Source organism: Pseudomonas corrugata, from assembly GCF_050920615.1.
Taxonomy (GTDB): Bacteria; Pseudomonadota; Gammaproteobacteria; order Pseudomonadales; family Pseudomonadaceae; genus Aquipseudomonas; species Aquipseudomonas corrugata.
The window spans coordinates 1,199,219-1,221,337 of the sequence record NZ_CP130434.1 but is presented as its reverse complement, the minus strand read 5'-3'; the positions used below and the strand labels follow the sequence as shown (position 1 = coordinate 1,221,337).

Sequence of the window (22,119 nt, the reverse complement as noted above, 5' to 3'; positions counted from 1 at the left end):
GGACATGCCTAACCGGCTGATGAGGTACACCTGAAGATGTTTAGTTTTATTGCCCGCCGACTGGGATTACTGATCCCCACGTTCTTCGGCATCACCTTGCTGACCTTCGCGTTGATTCGCATGATCCCCGGCGACCCCGTGGAAGTGATGATGGGCGAACGTCGGGTCGATCCCGAAATGCATGCTCAGGCAATGGAACGCCTTGGCCTGAACAAACCGCTGTATGCCCAATACCTGGACTACATCGGCAAACTGGCCCACGGTGATCTCGGCGAATCGCTACGCACCCGCGAAAGCGTCTGGACCGAGTTCAGCTCCCTGTTTCCCGCGACCCTGGAACTGTCCATGGCCGCCCTGTTGTTCGCCGGTATCCTGGGCCTGCTGGCCGGGGTGATCGCGGCACTCAAACGAGGATCCCTGTTCGACCATGGGGTGATGGGCATCTCCCTGGCGGGGTATTCGATGCCGATCTTCTGGTGGGGCCTGATCCTGATCATGTTCTTCTCGGTGTCCCTGGGTTGGACACCGGTATCGGGACGCATCGACCTGCTCTACGACATAGAGCCGAAAACCGGCTTCATGCTGATCGACACCTTGCTCGCCGATGAGCCGGGCGCGTTCCTCGACGCACTGCATCACCTGATCCTGCCGGCCATCGTGCTGGGCACCATTCCGCTGGCGGTGATCGCCCGCATGACCCGCTCCTCGATGCTCGAAGTGCTGCGCGAAGACTACATCCGCACCGCCCGGGCCAAGGGCCTGTCGCCGGCGCGCGTGGTGTTCGTCCACGGCCTGCGCAACGCACTGATCCCGGTACTGACCGTGGTCGGCCTGCAGGTCGGCACGCTGCTGGCCGGTGCGGTCCTGACCGAAACGATCTTCTCCTGGCCGGGCATCGGCAAGTGGCTGATCGAAGCCATCGGAGCCCGGGACTACCCCGTGGTGCAGAACGGCATCCTGTTAATCGCCTGCCTGGTGATTCTGGTCAACTTCGTCGTGGACATCCTCTACGGCTTTGCCAACCCACGCATCCGTCATCAGCGCTGAGATCAAATCCATGAGTACTCCAACTCCTTCGGTAGCAGTCGATCAAAGCCTGCTGTATCCGTCCCCGTACAAAGAATTCTGGCAGGCATTTTCCCGTAACAAGGGTGCCGTGGCCGGGCTGATGTTCATGATCCTGGTGGTGTTCTGCGCGATCTTCGCCCCATGGGTCGCCCCTCATGATCCGAGCGAGCAGTATCGCGATTTCCTGCTGACGCCACCGGTCTGGCTCGAAGGCGGGCAACTGCAATTCCTGCTCGGCACCGACGAACTGGGCCGCGACCTGCTGTCACGGCTGATCCAGGGTTCACGCCTGTCATTGCTGATCGGCTTGTCGTCGGTGGTGATGTCGCTGATCCCGGGCATTCTGCTGGGCCTGTTCGCCGGGTTCTTCCCGCGCATCCTCGGCCCGACCATCATGCGCCTGATGGACATCATGCTGGCCCTGCCTTCGCTGCTGCTGGCCGTGGCGATCGTCGCCATTCTCGGCCCTGGCCTGATCAACACCGTAATCGCCATTGCCATCGTGTCGCTGCCGTCCTACGTGCGCCTGACCCGCGCCGCCGTCATGGGCGAACTGAACCGCGACTACGTGACCGCCGCCCGCCTGGCCGGTGCCGGCCTGCCGCGCCTGATGTTCATCACCGTGCTGCCCAATTGCATGGCACCACTGATCGTGCAGGCGACCCTGAGCTTTTCCTCGGCCATCCTCGACGCCGCCGCCCTGGGCTTCCTCGGCCTGGGCGTCCAGCCGCCGACTCCGGAGTGGGGCACCATGCTGGCCTCGGCCCGGGACTACATCGAACGCGCCTGGTGGGTCGTTAGCCTGCCCGGTCTGACCATTTTGCTCAGCGTGCTGGCAATCAACCTGATGGGCGACGGCCTGCGCGACGCGCTGGATCCGAAACTCAAGAATGCCGCCTGAGGAGATTCCCATGTCACTGCTAGAAATCAAGAATCTCAACGTCCGCTTCGGCGACGCCAACGCCGTTCCCGTGGTCGATGGCCTGGACCTGAGCGTGGATAAAGGCGAAGTATTGGCCATCGTTGGCGAATCTGGCTCGGGTAAATCCGTGACCATGATGGCGCTGATGGGCCTGATCGAGCACCCTGGCATCGTCACCGCCGATGCGCTGAACTTCGACGGCAAGAACATGCTCAAGCTGAGCGCCCGCCAGCGCCGGCAGATCGTCGGCAAGGACCTGGCGATGGTCTTCCAGGATCCGATGACCGCGCTCAACCCCAGCTACACCGTGGGGTTCCAGATCGAAGAAGTTTTGCGCCTGCACCTGAAAATGTCCGGCAAGGCCGCCCGCAAGCGCGCCATCGAATTGCTGGAAAAAGTCGAGATCCCCGGCGCTGCCAGCCGCATGGAGGCCTACCCTCATCAGCTGTCCGGCGGCATGAGCCAGCGTGTGGCGATTGCCATGGCCATTGCCGGCGAGCCGAAGCTGTTGATCGCCGACGAACCGACCACCGCCCTGGACGTGACCATCCAGGCGCAGATCATGGACCTGCTGCTGACCTTGCAGAAAGAGCAGAACATGGGCCTGGTGTTGATCACCCACGACCTCGCCGTCGTCGCGGAAACCGCCCAGCGCGTCTGCGTAATGTACGCCGGTCAAGCCGTGGAAGTGGGTAAGGTGCCGGAGCTGTTCGACATTCCGGCCCACCCGTACAGCGAGGCATTGCTGGCGGCGATTCCGGAACACAGCATGGGCGCCGACCGTCTGGCGACGTTGCCGGGCATCGTTCCCGGTCGCTATGACCGTCCGCAAGGCTGCCTGCTGTCGCCACGCTGCCCCTACGTGCAGGACAACTGCCGTCAACAGCGCCCTACCCTTGACCCGAAAACCAACAGCCTCGCCCGCTGCTTCTACCCGTTGAACCAGGAGGTGGCGTGATGGCCGTCGTACTTACCGCCCGTGACCTGACCCGTCATTACGAAGTGTCCCGTGGCATGTTCAAGGGCCACGCCACCGTGCGCGCCCTCAACGGCGTGTCGTTCGAACTCGAGGCCGGCAAGACCCTGGCCGTGGTGGGTGAATCCGGTTGCGGCAAATCCACCCTCGCCCGGGCCCTGACCCTGATCGAAGAGCCGTCCTCCGGCTCATTGAAAATCGCCGGACAGGAAGTGGCCGGCGCCAACAAGGCCGAACGCAAGCAGTTACGCAAAGACGTGCAGATGGTGTTCCAGAGCCCTTACGCGTCCCTCAATCCGCGGCAAAAGATCGGCGATCAACTGGCCGAGCCGTTGCTGATCAACACCAGCCTGTCGGCCACCGAGCGGCGGGAGAAGGTGCAGGCGATGATGAAGCAGGTGGGCTTGCGCCCCGAACATTATCAGCGCTACCCGCACATGTTCTCCGGCGGCCAGCGCCAGCGCATCGCCCTGGCCCGTGCCATGATGCTGCAACCCAAGGTGCTGGTGGCGGACGAACCGACCTCGGCGCTGGACGTGTCGATCCAGGCCCAGGTGCTGAACCTGTTCATGGATCTGCAGCAAGAGTTCAATACCGCCTACGTGTTCATTTCCCACAACCTGGCGGTGGTGCAACACGTCGCTGACGACGTGATGGTGATGTACCTCGGCCGTCCAGTGGAGATGGGCCCCAACGAGTCGATCTACAGCCGCCCGTTGCATCCGTACACCCAGGCGCTGCTGTCGGCTACACCGACGATCCATCCGGACCCGAACAAGCCGAAGATCAAGATCGTCGGCGAACTGCCCAACCCGCTCAACCCGCCGTCAGGCTGCGCCTTCCACAAGCGCTGTCCGTATGCCACCGAGCGTTGCAAGACCGAAGAGCCGGCCTTGCGTCCATTGGATAATCGGTTGGTGGCATGCCACTACGCCGAGCAATTCCTTGACGGCGCAGCGTAACACCCGCTGAAACCGTGGAGAGGGTGCTTGCTCCCTCGCCACGGTGTTCTACTCGGCCGAGAAATTACGTCTGACTGTCGCCTTCGTCACTTTCGTCGCCCTCATCCCCATCGTCGGTGTCGGGCTGGTCGATCGTCGAGTCATCATCGTCCTGATCCCCCGATTGGGTGTCGGCCGCAGCAAACATCATTGCTCCCTGTCCCCCCTGCCCGCTCGAGGCATGTTGCTCATGATCCACGCACTCGGCCCACACAGCGCCGGACCCCAGGGACAACATCACCAACACCTTCAGCAACAACATCACGCGTAGAAACCTGTTCATAGCCGATTCCTCTTTCCTGAATAAAGCCGGGACCCCACGGCGTTCAGGAAATCTAATCCCGAACAGGCTGGCTCGTAAGACTAGGACGCAGAATCAGGGGCAGAAATGCCGCTTGGGGACAGACTGCTTTCGAATAGACCTTATTCAAAATTGTCATAATCATCCCCGCCGTGGGAGCCGGGCTTGCTCGCGATACGAGCCTGTCTGCCGACTCAATGCTGAATAGACCGCCGCCATCGCGAGCAAGCTCGGCTCCCACAGGCTTGGCGCAGTACACAAATATCACCTGCGCAGCAGATCCAGTGTGGGAGCGGGCTTGCTCGCGAAGTTTAGTGGTACCCCACCGCTCCCACCGGAAATCGAGGAGACAGAAAAAAGCCCCGCAGCTTTCGCAACGGGGCTTGGGTCTTGCCACGCAGTGCTTAGTGATGCTCACGGGTCGCGCGGAATTTCACGTCTGGCCAGCGCTCTTCCATCAGCGCCAGGTTGACCCGGGTCGGGGCCAGGTAGGTCAGGTGACCACCACCGTCCAGCGCCAGGTTTTCCACTGCCTTGTTGGTGAATTCCTCAAGCTTCTTCTTGTCGCTGCATTCGATCCAGCGAGCCGAATACACGGTGATCGGCTCATAGGAGCACTCGACCTTGTATTCCTCCTTCAAGCGGCTGGCGACCACATCGAACTGCAGCACACCGACCGCGCCGAGGATGATGTCGTTGCTGCGCTCCGGGAAGAACACCTGGGTGGCGCCCTCTTCGGCCAGTTGCTGCAAGCCCTGACGCAGTTGCTTGGACTTGAGCGGATCCCTCAGGCGTACGCGGCGGAACAGTTCCGGGGCGAAGTGCGGGATGCCGGTGAAGCCCAGCACTTCGCCTTCGGTGAAGGTGTCGCCGATCTGGATCGTGCCGTGGTTGTGCAGGCCGATGATGTCACCGGCGAAGGCTTCTTCCAGCTGCTCGCGTTCCGAAGAGAAGAAGGTCAGGGCGTCGCCGATGCGCACGTCCTTGCCGGTACGCACGTGGCGCATCTTCATGCCTTTCTCGTACTTGCCGGAGCAGATGCGCATGAACGCAATCCGGTCGCGGTGCTTGGGGTCCATGTTCGCCTGGATCTTGAAGATGAAGCCCGAGAACTTCTCTTCCACCGGCTCCACGGTGCGCTCGTTGGCGACCCGTGGAAGCGGACGCGGGGCCCAGTCGACCACGGCGTCGAGCACGTGGTCCACACCGAAGTTGCCCAGCGCGGTACCGAAGAACACCGGGGTCATCTGGCCATCGAGGAACGCCTGCTGGTCGAATTCATGGCAGGCACCTTGCACCAATTCCAGTTGCTCGACGAAACGCTCGTACTCGTCGCCCAGATGCGCGCGCGCTTCGTCGGAGTCCAGTCTTTCGATGATCTTGGTTTCGGTGCGCTCATGACCGTGACCGGCGGTGTAGACGATGATGTAGTCATCGGCCAGGTGGTACACACCCTTGAAGTCGCGATAGCAGCCGATCGGCCAGGTGATCGGTGCAGCCTTGATCTTCAGGACCGCTTCGATTTCGTCGAGCAGTTCGATCGGATCACGGATGTCCCGGTCGAGTTTGTTGATGAAACTGACGATCGGCGTGTCCCGCAGACGGCAGACTTCCATCAGCGCAATGGTCCGCGGCTCGACGCCTTTACCGCCGTCAAGCACCATCAACGCCGAGTCCACCGCGGTCAGCGTGCGGTAGGTGTCTTCGGAGAAGTCTTCGTGGCCCGGGGTGTCGAGCAGGTTGATCATGTGCTCGCGATACGGGAACTGCATGACCGACGTGGTAATGGAAATCCCCCGCTGCTTTTCCATCTCCATCCAGTCGGAGGTGGCATGGCGGTCGGACTTGCGCGACTTCACCGTACCGGCAACCGCGATGGCCTTGCCCATCAACAGGAGCTTCTCGGTGATGGTGGTCTTACCGGCGTCGGGGTGGGAAATAATTGCGAAAGTGCGGCGTTTCGCGACTTCGGCGGCCTGTTTGGTCATGGGAAATCGCCTGGCAGGTGATTCAAAAAAGGGCGGCGATTATAGCCCAACTTGTGCCAGGAACCGAACCGTTGAGCACATCGAAGGTGGCCATATGCTCCCCGATATGGGAACCTTTTGCCCCGTGGAGACGTCCACCCCCCTGCCGCGTCAATTCGTCAAGGGCTGAAAAATCAGCAAGTTAGCCTGACGAGGCTGCGCTCATGGCTCGATAACGTGCCGTTTTACCGGCATCGAAAAGAGCTGCTTCTCGCGAACGTTTTCCCGGCGACTTTACGGTCTGCCGACTGGGGAAGCGTGCGCCGACTGAAAGACAAAGGAGTCCGCCTGTGGCTATCCGCTATGGCAAAGGGCTGACAGGAGGCGTGGTCGTCGTCGCGCTCCTGGCCCTGTTGGTCCACTGGATCGGCATCGATACGATCCGACGTTATCACGACGATCTGTTGTTCTACTTGCAAGCCCACCTGATGCTGGTACTGGTTTCCATGCTGGCAGCCCTGATCATCGGCATCCCCGCCGGTATCGCCCTCAGCCGCCCCGGCATGGTCGGACGCGCCGAGCGCTTCATGCAAGTCTTCAATATCGGCAACACCGTGCCGCCCCTGGCCGTACTGGCCATCGCCCTCGGCTTCTTGGGGATCGGTAGCGGGCCGGCCATCTTCGCCCTGTTCCTCGCCTCGCTGCTGCCCATTGTGCGCAACACCTATGAAGGCCTGAAAAACGTCCAGGGCTCTCTCAAGGAAGCCGCCACCGGTATCGGCATGACCCCGCGCCAAGTGCTGTGGAAAGTCGAACTGCCCAACGCCGTGCCGATCATTGTCGGCGGCGTGCGGGTCGCCCTGGCGATCAACGTCGGTACCGCGCCACTGGCTTTCCTGATCGGTGCCAACAGCCTTGGCAGCCTGATCTTCCCCGGCATTGCCTTGAACAACCAGCCGCAATTGTTGCTCGGCGCCACCTGCACCGCCCTCTTGGCATTGTTGCTCGATGGCCTGGTGACACTGGCCAGCCGACTCTGGCTGGAACGCGGTCTGCGACCGTCATAAAGCCGGCTGGATTAAGGAATCATCATGAAGAAGTTGAGCTTGATACTGGGCTGCGTCCTGCTGTTTGCAGGGTTCGCCCAAGCAGCGGAAAAACCGGTGATCCGCCTCGGTGCCCGGGTCTTCACCGAGCAGACGCTGCTGGCGGAGATCACCGCACAATACCTGCGCAGCAAAGGCTACGACGCACAGATCACTGGAGGGCTGGGCAGCAACCTGGCCCGCAGTGCCCAGGAAACCGGGCAGTTGGACCTGCTCTGGGAATACACCGGCGTCTCACTGGTGGCCTACAACCATGTCACGGAGAAACTCGACAGCGCCCAGTCCTACGCCCGAGTGAAAGCACTCGATGCGAAAAAAGGCCTGGCCTGGCTGGTGCCGTCGAAATTCAGCAACACCTACGCGCTGGCCCTGCCGGAGAAAGTCGCCCGCCAATACCCACAGATCAGCAACATCAGCCAATTGAACAGTGTGCTGCAAGCCGAAGCGGACCAGAACCACTTGGTAGCCCTGGACACCGAGTTTGCCAACCGTCCCGACGGCCTGGCGGGCATGGTCAAGCAGTACGGCATGAACCTGACGCGCCGGAATATCCGCCAGATGGACGCCGGCCTGGTCTACACCGCTCTGCGCAACGGCCAGGTATTCGCCGGTCTGGTGTACACCACCGATGGCCGGCTGAGCGCCTTCAAGTTGAAATTGCTCGAGGATGACAAGCACTACTTCCCCGACTACACCGCCGCGCCGGTGGTGCGCCAGGCGTTCCTGGACGCACATCCGCAATTGGCCGCGCAACTCAAGCCGCTGGCCGAACTGTTCGACGATGAAACCATGCGACAACTCAATGCCCGCGTGGACGTCGACCATGAGAGCCCTTCTGTGGTGGCCGCCGACTTCCTGCGCCAGCACCCCATCGACTGAGGAAAAAGCCATGGAACTATTGAACGCCTTTTCCCATCTCGACTGGCAGCAGGTCATGCACCTGACCTGGCAGCACATCACTCTGGTGGGCATTGCCGTAAGCCTGGCGATTCTCATCGGCGTGCCGCTGGGCATTTTCATGACCCGCTTCCCGGCACTGGCCGGCCCATTGCAGGCCAGCGCCACGGTGCTGCTGACGATCCCGTCGATTGCCCTGTTCGGCCTGTTGTTGCCGTTCTACTCCAAGTTCGGCCAAGGCCTGGGCCCGATGCCAGCAATCACCGCCGTGTTTCTCTATTCGCTGTTGCCGATCATGCGCAACACCTACCTGGCCCTCACCGGCGTCGAACCGGGCATCCGTGAAGCCGCCCGAGGCATCGGCATGACCTTCGGCCAGCGCCTGCGCATGGTCGAGCTGCCCATCGCCGTACCGGTGATCCTCGCCGGCGTGCGCACCGCCGTGGTCATGAACATCGGCGTCATGACCATCGCCGCCACCATCGGTGCCGGTGGCCTGGGCGTGCTCATCCTCGCTTCCATCAGCCGCAGCGACATGTCGATGCTGATCGTCGGCGCCGTGCTGGTCAGTCTCCTGGCCATCTTCGCCGACCTGCTTCTGCAATGGCTGCAACGCTCGCTGACTCCAAAAGGATTAACGAAATGATCGAACTCCAGAACCTCAGCAAGACCTTCAAGAGTAACGGCAAGGATGTCAAAGCCGTGGACTCGGTGAACCTGACCGTCAACGAAGGCGAGATCTGCGTGTTCCTCGGGCCCTCGGGCTGCGGCAAGAGCACCACGCTGAAGATGATCAATCGGCTGATCAAGCCCACCTCGGGCAAGGTGCTGATCAACGGCGAAGACACCACCGACCTCGACGAGGTGACCCTGCGCCGTAACATTGGCTACGTGATCCAGCAGATCGGCCTGTTCCCGAACATGACCATCGAGGAGAACATCGTGGTGGTGCCGAAGCTGCTCGGCTGGGACAAGCAGAAATGCCACGACCGCGCCCGCGAGTTGATGAGCATGATCAAGCTCGAACCCAAGCAGTACCTGCATCGCTATCCCCGTGAACTGTCGGGTGGCCAGCAGCAACGGATCGGCGTGATCCGCGCCCTGGCGGCCGACGCGCCGCTGCTGCTGATGGACGAACCCTTCGGCGCGGTGGACCCGATCAACCGCGAAATGATCCAGAACGAGTTCTTCGAGATGCAGCGGGCGCTGAACAAGACCGTGATCATGGTCAGCCACGACATCGACGAAGCCATCAAGCTGGGGGACAGGATTGCGATCTTCCGCGCCGGCAAGCTGGTCCAGTGCGATCACCCGGACACGCTGCTGGCGCATCCGGCCGACGAGTTCGTCAGCAACTTCGTCGGCCAGGACAGCACGCTCAAGCGTCTGCTGCTGGTCAAGGCCGAGGATGCGGCCGACAACGCGCCCTCGGTCAGCCCGGAAACCCCGGTGGTCGAGGCGCTGGAATTGATGGATGAACATGACCGGCGCTACGTGGCGGTCACCTGCGCCGAGAACAAGGCCCTGGGCTACGTGCGCCGTCGCGACCTGCACCGCCAGACCGGTACCTGCGCGCAATTCCTGCAGGAGTTCAACGCCACGGCCGCCTATGACGAACATCTGCGGATCCTGCTGTCGCGCATGTACGAGTTCAACCGCTCGTGGTTGCCGGTGATGGATGCCGAACGGGTCTTCCTCGGCGAGGTGACCCAGGAATCCATCGCCGAATACCTGAGCTCTGGACGCTCTCGTGGCGGCAAGACCAGCATTGTCTCGCCGGCCGAAACCGCGCAGGCTTAATTGCCCACAAACCCTGTGGGAGCCAAGCTTGCTCGCGATAGCGGCGGCACAGCCAGCACTGCCGTCAACTGACCCATCGCCATCGCGAGCAAGCTCGGCTCCCAAAGTTTTCCGGCGTGCTGATCCAAACCGGGTCTCTCCAAGCACTGCGAAACACCCCCGATTATTCATCCAGCGGGAACATCAATCCGTCACACAGGTCGGTTACATCAAGAGCAGTCGCCGGCCGCACGACGGATGTGTGCAAAAACGCGACATTTTTAGTTGATCTCAGGCCCCTCACGCCCTAAAGTTCGCGCCGAACGTCCATGCTGGAAACGATCCATCCGGCTCAAGTACTGACGACGAGACAGCAAGGCCAAGGGCACCACGCAGCCCATGGCCTTTTTGCTTTCGGCGACATGCCTTGGGAAGTAGGCGAACCAAAGTGGGGATACGGAGGACGTTCACGGGGGCAGCTTGCCCTCAAACCCATTGATCCTGATGTTTGCCAGTAGGAGTCCCAACGTATGTCGATCCAGGTCGAAGATTATTTCGCGCGCGAAACCTTTCAGAAAATGAAGGCGTTCGCCGACAAGCAGGAAACCCCGTTCGTGGTGATCGACACCGCGATGATCTCCCAGGCCTACGACGACCTGCGCGCAGGTTTCGAGTTCGCCAAGGTCTACTACGCCGTGAAGGCCAACCCGGCGGTGGAGATCATCGACCTGCTCAAGGAAAAAGGCTCGAACTTCGACATCGCCTCGATCTATGAGCTGGACAAGGTCCTGAGCCGGGGCGTTACCCCCGACCAGATCAGCTACGGCAACACCATCAAGAAGTCCCGGGACATCCGCTACTTCTACGAAAAAGGCGTGCGCCTGTACGCCACCGACTCCGAAGCCGACCTGCGCAACATCGCCAAGGCAGCGCCGGGCTCGAAAGTCTATGTACGTATCCTGACCGAAGGTTCGACCACCGCTGACTGGCCCCTGTCGCGCAAATTCGGCTGCCAGACCGACATGGCCATGGACCTGCTGATCCTGGCCCGCGACCTGGGCCTGGTGCCGTACGGCATCTCGTTCCACGTCGGCTCGCAACAGCGCGACATCAGCGTCTGGGACGCAGCTATTGCCAAGGTCAAGGTCATCTTCGAGCGTCTCAAGGAAGAAGACGGCATCGAGCTGAAACTGATCAACATGGGCGGTGGCTTCCCGGCCAACTACATCACCCGCACCAACAGCCTGGAAACCTACGCCGAGGAAATCATCCGCTTCCTCAAAGAAGACTTCGGCGACGACCTGCCGGAAATCATCCTGGAGCCGGGCCGTTCGCTGATCGCCAACGCCGGTATTCTGGTCAGCGAAGTGGTGCTGGTCGCACGTAAATCCCGTACTGCCGTCGAGCGTTGGGTCTACACGGACGTGGGCAAGTTCTCCGGCCTGATCGAAACCATGGACGAAGCCATCAAGTTCCCGATCTGGACCGAGAAGAAAGGCGAGATGGAAGAGGTGGTCATCGCCGGTCCGACCTGCGACAGCGCCGACATCATGTACGAGAACTACAAGTACGGCCTGCCATTGAACCTGGCCATCGGTGATCGCCTCTACTGGCTGTCGACCGGCGCCTACACCACCAGCTACAGCGCCGTGGAATTCAATGGCTTCCCGCCGCTGAAGTCGTTCTACGTGTAACGCAGCCTGTCGATAAAAAAGGTCCATGCACCCTGCATGGACCTTTTTATTTGCGCAGCCAGGCCTCGAAATCCTCCAGCAGCTCCATGCATCGACCAACCGCCTTCATGGCAACGCTCAATTTCGAATTCAGTTCTCCCAGCCGCACCGCATAGCTTGCGCGCCTGAGCGTCAGAACCACGTCCTCCATGCGCTGATATAAATCCTGCGCCAACAAGCCCATCTGCCCGTTCAGACTGTTGAATGCCTTGAACAACGCGGCAATGTCGGCCTTGTATTCCATCGCCCTGATCGAAGCGTCCCGCGAGGAATAAATCATGTCCCAGGCGGGTGCAGTGACCGGCTCCTGAAATAACATCTGCGCCACGCTCGGCTGGGTGTGGCAAAGACAAGCGCGATGATCCATGGCGCTGATGAACACCGGGTTCAACCCGAGTGACTCTCGATACAGTTCATTGAATCGAAACACCCACTGCCTGATCGCGCTCCTGTGGTTGATAAAACGCAAGTGAAGCTCATGGGTCAGGTCCTCTACCTTTATCGGCGGAGCCAACAACCATTGCGCTGAACGGGACAAGCTGAACAGTCTGAAATCCACTCGCTCAACCGGTTCACGTCTGGAAACCCTCGCGGTGATGTCGAGTGCATCCCGGATAAACGCCGACAGTGCTTCCACATCCCTTTCCAGGGACATTCTTATGTCATTGACGTAACCCCAAAGCGCCGATAGGTACTGCGAGTTGAAAAGTGCGTTATTCCACCGTGAATCCACCGCCAGCACGACAGGCTGATGGCCGGCACTTCGACGCCGTTCAAAAACGACCGATATGTTATTCAAGATCGAGCGTAGGGAACCCAGGAAGTGAGCGTAACGATCCAGGGTCTGTCGCTGCGCCCCTGTCCATTCATAGCCAAGTTGATCCATATTCTGCCCCCGGCGATGGCAGACACGGGTCCGCCACCGCGTCATCAATGGAAATGTCCATTCCGGTCAGGACGACTCCGCTCCGATGGGTTGGTTACCCACGGAGGGGGCGCAAATGGTTGATCATGCCTGGGATCAGATCACATGCGGTGCGCACGCGCGCCTCGACAGGTTGCGACTTCTGCGGCTCGAAAACCCCAGCGAAGTGTTCAAAAGCCGCAACGATATTCAGGAACTCCTTGAGAAAACGCCCACGTCCCCCGTCCAATGCGTCAAGCGTCTGAACCAGCTCAACCTTGCCCAGGATCAGGGTGATGTCCCTGGTATACGCCTCTGCCTCCAGGCGCAGTTGCCTGGCCCGGTCCCGAAGGCGGTTGTACCCGGCAACCATGTTGAGGTAGGAAATGGTTTCAGCGATGCCAGAGAGCGTTTTCTTCAGCGTGTCCATGGCCAGCAATGCAATTTGGACCTGAGGGGGCGCCATGCCCATCGCCATCAGATTATCCACGGTCAACTGAGCCTGCTGACCGATGTTCTCCACGCCGTTTCTTTCAATCAACTCAATCGCATCGGCAACCGATTTCATCTGCGAGTCCAATTCAGCTCGCCTGGCCTCAGCCTTGATCTTTTGGTCTTGTGCAAACGCCCGGTCCTGCTCCAGTGTGGCGATCCATTGCGCCGAGGCGCTCTTGTCATAGCGGGCACCGAGGTCGACCTGAAGTGCTTTCAATTCGCGGGTCTGTTGGGCGATGGCAACGAACACTTCTTGCAGCTCATCTTCCATTTCCCTGGACATTTCATGTTGTTCATTCCTGTCATGGGCGTTTTCAAAATCCTCCTGAATCTGCTTGAGGTTGCCGAGCGCCCGGTCCAATACATACATCGTTGTCTGTGCACGGCTGCGCAAACCAAACGTCGTACTGTCGATCATCAGCGCCAGGCCTATCATTCTCTCCACCACACCCGGCAGATAGGCATGCCGTTGAAACAGCATCTGTGCCCGAACACTGTAGCTCTGAACGTCCGAGTTATGATTGCGTAACACCCGCACCTCAAAAGCTGGATAATCAGCGACCCTCAACATCATTCGCCCCATCTTCCTTGACATCAAGTTATCCATTTCATACTCCCGCTGAGCTTCTGCAAACACTGTCAACAGTGCATCGGAACCGGTGCGGATATCCCGCCAGGGTTTGAACACTTTCTTCACGTTTCGGATAAACCCCCTCAAGCTCACGGCGTTATTTATCTTATCCACCTCCTTTACCGAGGAAGTGATATATAAGCCGAGCGCTTCCCATACCAGCATGAGGTTCTGAGTCGCCACTTCAGCTTCAATCGTAACGGCACTCAGATTCTGCAGATCAGCGCGCACGCGATTCAATGAACTCAATGTCTGGCTTTTGCTGGCCATATTCTGGATGGCAATGTCCTGAACTTCTTTCAATTGCCTGCGCTGATTGCGTATTTTCTCGGCCTGGACCCCCTGGTAGATGCCAAGAATCAGTCCGCCGACATTCAGGGTGGCTGCTGCAACAATCGCTTCTTTCACCATCTGGTCGTATTTTTTATTGAGCTCATCGAGCTCCGCGGCACGCTGATCGATATCATCCTGAAGTACTTGAATGTCCTGTCTATAGGAGTTCTCGCTCACCGCTTTCAATCGCAGCTTGACTTCCGGCAGCACCTTTTCCCGCAAGTCCGTGCCAAAGCGATCCAGCTCCGACCTGACACTTTCTGCCTTCGCCTGACAATCCTTCACATCAGAAAGCATGGCATTGAGGTAGTACTTGATCTCTGGGATATCCCCCGAAGGCAGCGTTACGTCGGGGAGGCCGGGGTGTTTGAGCTTGAGCTGCAGATAGCCCTCCACGGTGCTGATTGCATGCTCCCTGAGATGTTTCGCTATTTCACTGTCGTCATAAACCTCAACGATTCCTTCGCCATTCTCGATGATCTTTTCGGCAAACAATTTCAGATGAGTGCCAGTCAACATGATCTCTCGACGCAACGGCGCCCAACGCTTGGCGTGGTCATAGGTCATTGTGAATGTTTGCAGAAAATCCCTGGCCGTCAGCCCGAGACCGCCCCCGTCACCCGCACCGTAATTCAAATAGGCAACCACATCGTTATAGCGATAAGGTAACGACAATCCGAGCACTTCATACCGGCGCAGACTGATAATCTGCTCTTTGGTCAGTTGTATGCCGGGTTCCCGATTATATTCACCTCCGCTGCCCAAAGACGCCTCTACAAAAATCTTAGGCGCTTGCGCCGCAGCCTCGACAATCTTATCGTCCAAGTTAAATTCCATCACAGACTTCCTGTCTTCTAAAATTACATTGAAGTTTCGCCGAGGGTAATCAGAGTAAAACACCACTCATATAACTCACCGATCGCGCAAAATGACTCTAAAGCAGTTGCGCACCCGCCCACTACTCTTCAAATATTAGAAAACAAGACAATCTTCCGACAGCCCGGACACGCGCTGAGTCAATGGCGAATACTCAGTCATTACCAAGCATTAACAACGTGTTATCCGGCCCCCCAAGTCATGAGTGGAAAATGACGAGGTCGACAAGCACCTGGACCTGCAATCCAACGCGCAGAAACTGACTGACGAAACCTGCTACGACAAGGCGTCCTCGATCCGTTTCGCCAACCAGCCGGCCGGGCGTACGGCGTTGCTGAGCACCAACGTCCATTTCTGACCGGCAACGGCTGGGGTCGTGATGTGGTCACCTGCTCGCTCCCACAGGGCTTGATTTCGACATCACTGGCTGAGCCGGGCTTTTTATGCGTGTTTATGAATGCTTCTCGATAACACACGGCATAATGCACGCCGTGATGAACAGCAATGAATGAACAAGGCGGGCGACGTGTTGAAGAAAACCCTGTTCCAGCTGCACTGGTTTTTCGGCATCAGTGCCGGGCTGGTCCTGGCGTTTATGGGCATTACCGGCGCTGCGGTGTCGTTCCAGGACGAGATCCTGCGGGCGCTGAACCCGCAGGTGCTGACGGTGGAGAAACAACCGGCCGGTGTCCTGCCGCCGGCCGAACTGGTGGAGCAGATCGAGGCTAGCGCCGGTAAAACCGTCGCCATGCTCTGGGTCGAAACCGACAGCGGCAATGCCGCACGGGCGATCTTCGCTGCGCCACCTGGGGAAAAGCGCGGGCCCATGCGCTACTTCAACCCTTACAACGCTCAATTCATGGGCGATGTGGTGGGCCAGGACTTCTTCGGCCTGATGCTGAAGCTGCACCGCATCCTGGCACTGGACGACGCGGGCCGGCAGATCACCGGGGCCTGCACGTTGATCCTGGTGTTTTTCTGTCTGTCCGGGCTGTACCTGCGTTGGCCGCGCCAGTGGCGGAGCTGGCGTGCCTGGTTGACCCTCGACTGGAAGAAGAAAGGCCGCAGTTTCAACTGGGATCTGCATTCCGTGGCCGGTACCTGGTGCCTGGCGTTCTACCTGCTGGCGGCCCTGACCGGGCTGACCTGGTCCTACGACTGGTACAACAAAGGAGTGACCCGCCTGCTCTCCGACTCACCGAAGGACGAACGGGTGCGCGACCGTGGCCCCGTGCCTGACGGCCCGCCGCCGGTAGCCGACTACCGGGCCATGTGGAGCAGCATCTACAGCGCCGCCGGCCCGGACCTGGCCTCCTACAATGTGCGTCTGCCGCCGGTGGCCGGGCAACCGGCGACCGTGTTCTACTTGTTGAAGAATTCGCCCCATGACCGGGCACTGAACCGGATCATCCTCGACCCGGCCACCGGCATCGTCAGCCAACACAGCCGCTACAGCGACAAGAGCCTCAAGGCGCAACTGCTGACCAGCGTCTACGCCCTGCATGTCGGCAGCTATTTCGGCCTGATCGGAAGGGTCCTGGTGACGGTGGCGGCACTGACCATGCCGCTGTTCTTTATCACCGGTTGGTTGCTGTACCTGGATCGTCGCCGCAAGCAACGTCAAGTCCGGCAGGCGCGCCAGGGGTTGGCTGCCAGCCAAGGCGATGCGCCCGCGTGGCTGATCGGTTTTGCCAGCCAGAGCGGCTTTGCCGAACAGTTGGCCTGGCAGACCGCCGGCCAACTCCAGGCCGCCGGGCTGCCGGTGAACGTCCAGCCATTGGCGGGCGTCAGCGAGCAGGACCTGAGCGATTCCACCCACGCCTTGTTTGTGGTCAGTACCTTCGGCGATGGCGAAGGACCGGACAGCGCCCGGGGTTTCGAGCGCAAGGTGCTGGGCCGCCCCCTGGGCCTGGAGCGCCTGCAGTATGCGGTGCTGGGCCTGGGCGACCGGCAATACGACAACTTCTGCGGTTTCGCCCGGCGCCTGCACAGCTGGCTGGCGGAGCACGGCGGCAAGACCTTGTTCGCTCCGGTGGAAGTCGACAGCGGCGACCCTTATGCCTTGCGTCATTGGCAACAGCAGTTGGCAGAACTGACCGGGCAGGCGCCGGTAGACATTTGGAAAGCCCCCGATTTCGAACAATGGACGCTCGGCCAGCGCACCTTGCTCAACCCCGACAGCAGTGGCTCGGGCGTATACCTGCTAGGCCTCAGCGCTCCAGGGCCAAGCAGTTGGCTGGCCGGCGACCTGGTGGAGATACTGCCGCGCAACGACCTACTGGCCATCGAGCATTTTCTCGAGGGCCTGGGTATCGCCGGCAATGCTCGCGTACAGGTCGACGGCTTGCCGCAAAGCCTGGAGCAGGCCTTGGCGACCCGCCAGTTGCCGGCAAACCGCGCCCATCTGGTGGGCTTGCATGCCCAGGCGCTGCTGGACGCGCTGGCACCGCTGGCGCTGCGTGAATATTCCATCGCCTCGATCGCGGCCGATGGCGTGCTGGAACTGATCGTGCGCCAGGAACGCCACGCCGACGGAAGCCTGGGCATCGGCTCCGGTTGGCTCACCGAGCATGCCCCGCTGGGCAGCGCCATTAGTCTGCGGGTGCGGCGAAACAGCGGCTTCCACCTCCCGCCCCAGGGCGTGCCGATGATCCTGCTGGGCAACGGCACGGGACTGGCAGGCCTGCGCAGCCTGCTCAAGGCCCGCGTTGCCGAAGGCCCGCAGCGCAATTGGCTGCTGTTTGGCGAGCGCCAGCGCGAACATGATTTCCATTGCCGTGATGAGCTTCAGGAATGGGTAACCTCCGGCGACCTGGAACGCCTGGACCTGGCGTTCTCCCGGGATCAGGAACAGAAAGTCTACGTCCAGGACCGCCTGCGCGAATCCGCTGCGCTGCTCAAGCAATGGCTGGCCGATGGGGCGGTGATCTATGTCTGCGGTAGCTTGCAGGGCATGGCATCGGGGGTGGATCGGGTGCTCAACGACGTGCTGGGAGCAGAGGAAGTGGAGCGGTTGATCGAGCAGGGGCGGTATCGGCGGGACGTTTACTGACCGACAGCCCAGCTCCCACAGAGGATTCAGGGTGTATGCGGTCTTTGCATTCGCCACCTGATCTTGTGGGAGCCGGGCTTGCCCGCGATGGCGGCGGCGCATTCAACCTCTGCGTGACAGACCCACCGCTATCGCGAGCAGGCTCGCTCCCACAGAGGACTCAGGGTGTACGCGGTCTTCGCATATGCCACCTGACCTTGTGGGAGCCGGGCTTGCCCGCGATGGCGGCGGTACATTCAACCTCTGCGTGACAGACCCACCGCTATCGCGAGCAGGCTCGCTCCCACAGAGGATTCAGGGTGTATGCGATCTTTGCATTCGCCACCTGATCTTGTGGGAGCCAGGCTTGCCCGCGATGACGGCGGTACATTCAACCTCTGCGTGACAGACCCACCGCTATCGCGAACAGGCTCGCTCCCACAGAGGACTCAGGGTGTACGCGGTCTTCGCATATGCCACCTGACCTTGTGGGAGCCGGGCTTGCCCGCGATGGCGGCGGTACATTCAACCTCTGCGTGACAGATCCACCGCTTTCGCGAGCAAGCCCGCTCCCACAAGGCCCCCCTGTGATCTGCAGATCACAGCGGCTGCAGTTTCTTCTCGAACACCGCCACCCCTTCCAGATCCCGCAACACCACGCTCATCTCCCCGCTCTGCCCGTCGATGTTCACCTCGCCGAAGAACTGATAGCCGGCAAACGGCGAGGTGTTCTGGGCCGGGGGTGCCTTCTGGAACACCACCTCTGGACCGAAGGTCTTGTCCAGGGCGTTGGGTCCGAAGCTGCCGGCGTTCAGCGGCCCGGCGACAAACTCCCAGAACGGCTCGAAATCCTGGAACGCGGCCTGTTCCGGGTGGTAGTGGTGGGCGGCGCAATAGTGAACATCGGCGGTGAGCCAGACGTAGTTGCGTACCTGATGCTTGCGCAGGTAGCCGAGCAGTTCGGCAATTTCCACTTCGCGGCCCTGGGCCTGGCCCGGATCACCGTTGGCAACCGCTTCCCAGCGCGGCACACCGGGGCTGACTTCGCCGTCGGGCACGCCCAGGCCGATGGGCATGTCGGCGGCGATGACTTTCCATTGGGCACGGGATTGCTTCAGCTCGCGCTTGAGCCAATCCAACTGCTCGCGACCGAGGAAGGGTTTGGCCGCGCCGAGGTTGGCGTCATTGGCTTCGCGGTAGCTGCGCATGTCGAGCACGAATACATCCAGCATCGGCCCATAGGCGAGCTTGCGATAGATCCGCCCGCCGCCATCGGCCTTCTGCAAGCGCATCGGCGCGTATTCCAGCCAGGCCTGGCGCGCACGGCCCACCAGGGTGCCGATATCCTTGGTCTGGTAGCGCTCGTCCAACTGCTTGCCTGGCGACCAGTTATTGACCACTTCGTGATCGTCCCATTGCCAGATCTGCGGCACCTCGGCGTTGAAACGCCGCACGTTCTCGTCCATCAGGTTGTAGCGGTAGTTGCCGCGATACTCGTCCAGCGTCTCCGCCACCTTGCTCTTGGCTTCGGTGGTGAGGTTGCGCCAGATGCGCCCGCTTTCCGTGGTGATCTGGGCCGGCACCGGGCCGTCAGCGTAGATCGTGTCGCCGCTGTGGATGAAGAAGTCCGGCAGGCGCAGGCGCATGGCTTCGTAAATGCGCATGCCGCCGATGTCCGGGTTGATCCCGAAACCCTGGCCGACGGTGTCGCCGCTCCAGACAAAGCGGATATTGCGCTTGAACTGCGGCGCGCTGCGCAGGTGGCCCAACCAGGGCTCACTGGCAACGCCGCTCTGGGCGTCTTCGAAATGGACGCGGTAGAAAATCGCCTGGTCGGGCGGCAGGCCGGTGAGCTCGACCCGGGCGGTGAAATCGCTGCGGCTGTCGGCCAGTGGCGAGACAACGCGCCGAGGGTTGGAGAAGCCGCTACGGGTGTCCCAGTCCACCACCATGCGTGCCGGACGGTCGCTGCGACTCCAGATCATCACCCGGTCGCCCTGCAAGTCACCGGACTGCACACCATCGGTCAGTACCGGCCGGTCCTTGACCGAGGCAATCACCGCCGGCGCCAGCCCCGGCACCAACAACCCCGCCCCCACAGCCTGCATCACACGGCGCCGGCTCAGGTCGAACTCGCTCATGGTGTTCCTCCCAAATGGGAAAACTAGAACATGCTCGTGTTAATCGGGTGTGACAACCATCCCCTGGACACCCCCAAACAACTGTGGGAGCGAGCCTGCTCGCGATAGCGGAGGGTCAGTCAACAGAGTCGTTGGCTGATACACCGCTATCGCGAGCAGGCTCGCTCCCACAGGAGGATTGCGTTGGATCAGGCCTTGGCAGGCTCCAGCACCATCTCGACTTGCTCCGGACGCTTGAGCAGCGCATACGCCACCGCCGTCAGCAAACTGCCCGCCACGATCGCCAGCAAGTACAGCAACGCATGGTTGATGGCGTTGGGGATCAGCATCACGAACAGCCCGCCATGGGGTGCCATGAGTTTGCAGCCGAAGTACATCGACAGTGCACCGGCCAGCGCACCACCGGCGATGCTGGCCGGGATCACCCGCAGCGGGTCCTTCGCGGCGAACGGAATCGCGCCCTCGGAAATGAAGCACAGCCCCAGCACCAACGCCGCCTTACCGGCCTCGCGCTCGGTCTGGGCAAACTTGCGCCGGGCGATGAAGGTGGCGATGCCCAGGCCAATCGGCGGCACCATGCCGGCGGCCATGGTCGCGGCCATCGGCGCGTAACTCTGCGATGCCAGCAGCCCCACCGAAAACGCGTAGGCGGCCTTGTTGATCGGGCCACCGAGGTCGACACACATCATCGCCCCCAGCAGCACACCCAACAGAATCGCATTGGTGGTGCCCATGCTGTCGAGGAAATGAGTCAGGCCTTCGAGCATGCCCGCCACCGGTTTGCCCACCACGTAGATCATCACCAGACCGGTGAACAGGCTCGCCAGCAGCGGGATGATCAGGATCGGCTTGAGCGCTTCCAGGCTCTGAGGCAGACGTGCGTAGCGGTTGATCGCCTTGGCCGCATAACCGGCCAGGAAGCCGGCGATGATCCCGCCGATGAACCCGGCGCCCAGGGTGCTCGCCAGCATCCCGCCGATCATCCCCGGCGCGAGGCCCGGACGGTCCGCGATGGAATAGGCGATGTAACCGGCCAGCAACGGCACCATCAGTTTGAACGCACTTTCACCGCCGATCTGCATCAGCGCAGCCGCCAATGTGCCGGGTTCCTTGAACGCGGTGATGCCGAACACGAACGACAACGCGATCAGCAAACCTCCGGCCACCACCATCGGCAGCATGAACGACACGCCAGTCAGCAAATGTTTATAGACACCGGTTTTCTCTGCCTTGGCCGGCCCTGCACTGCTGCCGGCCGCACTTTCCTGTTGGCCCTCGGCCAGGGCTTTTTTCAACGTGGCCTCAGCCTGTTTCAAGGCGATGCCCGTGCCGCAGCGGTAGATCTTCTTGCCGGCAAAACGCTCGGTGGCGACTTCGATGTCGGTCGCCAGCAGCACCACATCCGCATCGGCGATAGCCTGGGGGCTCAATGGGTTGCGCGCGCCCACCGAACCCTGGGTTTCCACCTGCAGGTCATAGCCCAATCGCGTCGCGGCCTGCTGCAATGCCTCTGCGGCCATGAAGGTATGGGCTACGCCCGTCGGACAAGCGGTGATGGCAACCAGACGCGGCGCGCGCTCACTCACTGCCCTGGACGATTGCGCTGGAACAGCCGCCTCCTGCCGAACATCCGACTCGACCAGGACCGCAGCCTCTTCGGCGCCACGTCGCAGCACCGAGTCGACATCCTGCAGGGCCAGGGCCGGGGTGCTGCGGAACAGGCGCTTGCCGACGAACCGCGACAAGTCCACCGGGCCACTGGCAACCAGCAATACCCACTCGGCGGCTTCAAGGGTGGCCGCCGACAACTGACGCTCCGGATGGGCCGCGTCATGGACTTCGACGCTGGTGCTCCATCCCTGGCGCTGGGCCGCCGCGTCCAGCAGGCGGGCGCACAACACACTGGTAACCATGCCGTTCGGGCAGGCCGTCACAATGGCTAATTTCATTCTCGCGAA

General features: G+C 60.9%; 17 protein-coding genes. 11 read left to right on the top strand and 6 right to left on the bottom strand.

The genetic code is table 11. The features are described from left to right. Positions 1-36: 36 nt before the first annotated feature. The 4 genes from QZH45_RS05345 to QZH45_RS05330 are packed head-to-tail and all read left to right on the top strand — an operon-like array spanning position 37 to position 3,928. Positions 37-1,047, top strand: coding sequence for an ABC transporter permease subunit (locus QZH45_RS05345; protein WP_024777452.1), 1,011 nt, complete (start codon positions 37-39; stop codon positions 1,045-1,047). Between the two features lie 10 nt (positions 1,048-1,057). Next, complete coding sequence (locus tag QZH45_RS05340; protein WP_024777451.1) at positions 1,058-1,969, top strand: ABC transporter permease subunit; 912 nt, start codon at positions 1,058-1,060, stop codon at positions 1,967-1,969. Between the two features lie 10 nt (positions 1,970-1,979). Beyond that, complete coding sequence (locus QZH45_RS05335) at positions 1,980-2,948, top strand: ABC transporter ATP-binding protein (protein WP_055135466.1); 969 nt, start codon at positions 1,980-1,982, stop codon at positions 2,946-2,948. Then, complete coding sequence (locus QZH45_RS05330; protein WP_024777449.1) at positions 2,948-3,928, top strand: peptide ABC transporter ATP-binding protein; 981 nt, start codon at positions 2,948-2,950, stop codon at positions 3,926-3,928. Before QZH45_RS05335 ends, QZH45_RS05330 begins: the two co-directional genes overlap by 1 nt. A gap of 64 nt (positions 3,929-3,992) precedes the next feature. On the opposite strand, the gene QZH45_RS05325 is transcribed toward QZH45_RS05330, so the two are convergent. Further along, complete coding sequence (locus QZH45_RS05325) at positions 3,993-4,250, bottom strand: hypothetical protein (RefSeq protein WP_024777448.1); 258 nt, start codon at positions 4,248-4,250, stop codon at positions 3,993-3,995. Positions 4,251-4,672: 422 nt separating this feature from the next. After that, positions 4,673-6,256, bottom strand: a complete 1,584-nt coding sequence (locus tag QZH45_RS05320; RefSeq protein WP_024781134.1) for a peptide chain release factor 3 — start codon at positions 6,254-6,256, stop codon at positions 4,673-4,675. Positions 6,257-6,585: 329 nt separating this feature from the next. On the opposite strand from QZH45_RS05320, the gene QZH45_RS05315 reads away from it, so the two are divergent. From QZH45_RS05315 to QZH45_RS05295, 5 genes are all read left to right on the top strand, one after another. Next, a complete protein-coding gene (locus QZH45_RS05315; RefSeq protein ID WP_024781133.1) occupies positions 6,586-7,302 on the top strand; it encodes an ABC transporter permease in 717 nt (238 codons plus the stop codon). Positions 7,303-7,326: 24 nt separating this feature from the next. Then, on the top strand, positions 7,327-8,220 hold the full coding sequence (locus tag QZH45_RS05310) for a glycine betaine ABC transporter substrate-binding protein (RefSeq protein ID WP_055135467.1): 894 nt from the start codon (positions 7,327-7,329) through the stop codon (positions 8,218-8,220). A 10-nt stretch (positions 8,221-8,230) separates the two neighbouring features. Further along, complete coding sequence (locus QZH45_RS05305) at positions 8,231-8,884, top strand: ABC transporter permease (RefSeq protein WP_024781131.1); 654 nt, start codon at positions 8,231-8,233, stop codon at positions 8,882-8,884. After that, entirely contained in the window at positions 8,881-10,038 is a 1,158-nt protein-coding gene (locus QZH45_RS05300) for an osmoprotectant ABC transporter ATP-binding protein OsmV (protein WP_024781130.1), read from the top strand. The genes QZH45_RS05305 and QZH45_RS05300 overlap by 4 nt, the downstream gene beginning before the upstream one ends. A 509-nt stretch (positions 10,039-10,547) precedes the next feature. Next, positions 10,548-11,711, top strand: a complete 1,164-nt coding sequence (locus QZH45_RS05295) for a type III PLP-dependent enzyme (protein WP_024781129.1) — start codon at positions 10,548-10,550, stop codon at positions 11,709-11,711. A 46-nt stretch (positions 11,712-11,757) separates the two neighbouring features. Here the strand turns inward: QZH45_RS05295 and QZH45_RS05290 are convergent, their stop codons facing one another. Together QZH45_RS05290 and QZH45_RS05285 are read right to left on the bottom strand one after the other, a co-directional pair. After that, on the bottom strand, positions 11,758-12,636 hold the full coding sequence (locus tag QZH45_RS05290) for a hypothetical protein (protein ID WP_033035208.1): 879 nt from the start codon (positions 12,634-12,636) through the stop codon (positions 11,758-11,760). Between the two features lie 94 nt (positions 12,637-12,730). Then, entirely contained in the window at positions 12,731-14,950 is a 2,220-nt protein-coding gene (locus QZH45_RS05285; RefSeq protein ID WP_055135468.1) for an alpha-xenorhabdolysin family binary toxin subunit A, read from the bottom strand. Positions 14,951-15,194: 244 nt separating this feature from the next. On the opposite strand from QZH45_RS05285, the gene QZH45_RS05280 reads away from it, so the two are divergent. Both QZH45_RS05280 and QZH45_RS05275 read left to right on the top strand, forming a co-directional pair. Continuing rightward, positions 15,195-15,347 carry a hypothetical protein gene (locus QZH45_RS05280; protein ID WP_155254766.1) on the top strand — a complete coding sequence of 51 codons (153 nt, stop codon included), beginning with the start codon at positions 15,195-15,197 and terminating at the stop codon, positions 15,345-15,347. Between the two features lie 168 nt (positions 15,348-15,515). Beyond that, entirely contained in the window at positions 15,516-18,041 is a 2,526-nt protein-coding gene (locus tag QZH45_RS05275) for a PepSY domain-containing protein (protein WP_024781126.1), read from the top strand. Between the two features lie 578 nt (positions 18,042-18,619). Here QZH45_RS05275 and QZH45_RS05270 read toward each other — a convergent pair. After that, entirely contained in the window at positions 18,620-20,161 is a 1,542-nt protein-coding gene (locus QZH45_RS05270; RefSeq protein ID WP_024781170.1) for an alkaline phosphatase D family protein, read from the bottom strand. A gap of 188 nt (positions 20,162-20,349) precedes the next feature. Then, the gene (locus QZH45_RS05265; protein ID WP_053193025.1) at positions 20,350-22,110 is read right to left on the bottom strand and encodes a PTS fructose-like transporter subunit IIB; all 1,761 of its coding nucleotides are present in this window, start codon (positions 22,108-22,110) and stop codon (positions 20,350-20,352) included. Positions 22,111-22,119: the final 9 nt, after the last annotated feature.